At 36.4% G+C, this 1,545-nt stretch carries 1 protein-coding gene and 1 pseudogene; both read left to right on the forward strand.

The window, feature by feature from the left end; all coding sequences use genetic code 11:
- Positions 1 to 104 (forward strand): annotated as a pseudogene (locus BLQ93_RS09825) (electron transfer flavoprotein subunit alpha/FixB family protein); the annotation flags it as partial.
- Between the two features lie 231 nt (positions 105 to 335).
- Positions 336 to 1,508 carry a thiolase family protein gene (locus BLQ93_RS09350; RefSeq protein WP_092129867.1) on the forward strand — a complete coding sequence of 391 codons (1,173 nt, stop codon included), beginning with the start codon at positions 336 to 338 and terminating at the stop codon, positions 1,506 to 1,508.
- The last annotated feature ends 37 nt before the right edge of the window (positions 1,509 to 1,545 follow it).

The raw sequence follows: 1,545 nt of genomic DNA on the forward strand, positions 1-1,545 counted from the left end.
TAAACAAAGATAAAGACGCACCTATTGCCGAAGTAGCAGATGTATTTGTAGTAGCTGACCTATTAGAGTTTGTGCCTGTATTAACAAGTAAATTAACTAAATAAGTTTTTATTAAATTATACTTGACTTTATCTCCCCTTTGTGTTAGTTTATATGTAAAACTAACGTAAAGGGGAGGTGTTATGTATAAATTCTTAAAAATAATTGAAAGTAAACAAAAAATAAAATTAATAGCTCAAATCAAATTAAAATTTATTTATCTTTTTTTAAGTAATGTAATTTCGTATGACTTTCAAGTTATGATAAAGTTAAATCAATAAATTAGGAGGTTTTTTATGAGAGAGGTGTATGTAATTGAAGCCCTAAGAACGCCATTTGGATCATTTGGTGGAAATTTATCAGGTGTTGAAGCACCACTGCTTGCGAGCGAGGTAATTAAAGAGTTGCTCAAACGCACAAATATTTCTGGCGATGATGTTGATGAAATTATCATGGGCGAGGTTTTAAGCGGTGGGGTTGGCCAGGCTCCGGCAAGGCAGGCTATGATTTATGCAGGTCTTCCATATAAAGTACATGCAATGACAATCAATAAAGTATGTGGTTCTGGTTTAAAGGCTATTATGCTTGGTGCTGGATCTATTATGCTTGGTGATAGTGATATTGTGATTGCTGGCGGTGCAGAAAATATGTCAAAAGCTCCATACTACCTAAAAAACGCAAGGTATGGTTACCGCATGGGAAATGGAGATCTAATAGATGGTATGATTTTTGATGGCTTGTGGGATCCCTACGATAATATTCATATGGGTACCATTGCAGAAAATATAGCAAAAAAACACTCAATAAGCAGAAAAGAGCAAGATGATTATGCTGTCAGGTCTTATGAGCTTGCCCAAAAGGCACAAGATAGCGTATTTAAAGACGAGATAGTTCCGTTTGTGATAAAGGATAAAAAAGGCGACAAAGTTATTGATAAAGATGAAGATCCATACAAAGTAGTATTCGATAAAATTCCTACACTTAAGGGTGCGTTTGTAAAAGATGGCACAGTTACTGCAGCTAATTCGTCTACAATATCAGACGGTGCAGCTTTATGTATCCTTGCTAGCCAAGATGCACTAAAAAAATATAATCTAAAACCACTTGCTAAACTTGTCGCATACTCTACAAACTCACTACCCCCACAGCAGTTTCCTGAAGCTCCAGTGGGCGCAATAGAAAAGGTAGTAAAAAGAGCAGGGTTATCGCTCAAAGATATAGACTTATTTGAGATTAATGAGGCATTTGCTGTAGTAGTTTTAGTTGCTATAAAACAGCTTGGTCTTGACATAAACAAAGTAAATGTAAATGGTGGCGCAGTTTCTATAGGTCACCCAATTGGTGCAAGTGGTGGCAGACTCGTTGCTACGCTTGTAAAGCAAATGAAAAGACAAAATGCCAAATACGGACTTGCCACACTTTGCATAGGTGGTGGTGAAGCAGTAGCAGCGATATTTGAAAATGTTTAAGGAGGATAAAATGATTAATAAAGTAGGCGTTGTAGGC

It is taken from the genome of Desulfurella multipotens (assembly GCF_900101285.1).
Taxonomy (GTDB): Bacteria; Campylobacterota_A; Desulfurellia; order Desulfurellales; family Desulfurellaceae; genus Desulfurella; species Desulfurella acetivorans.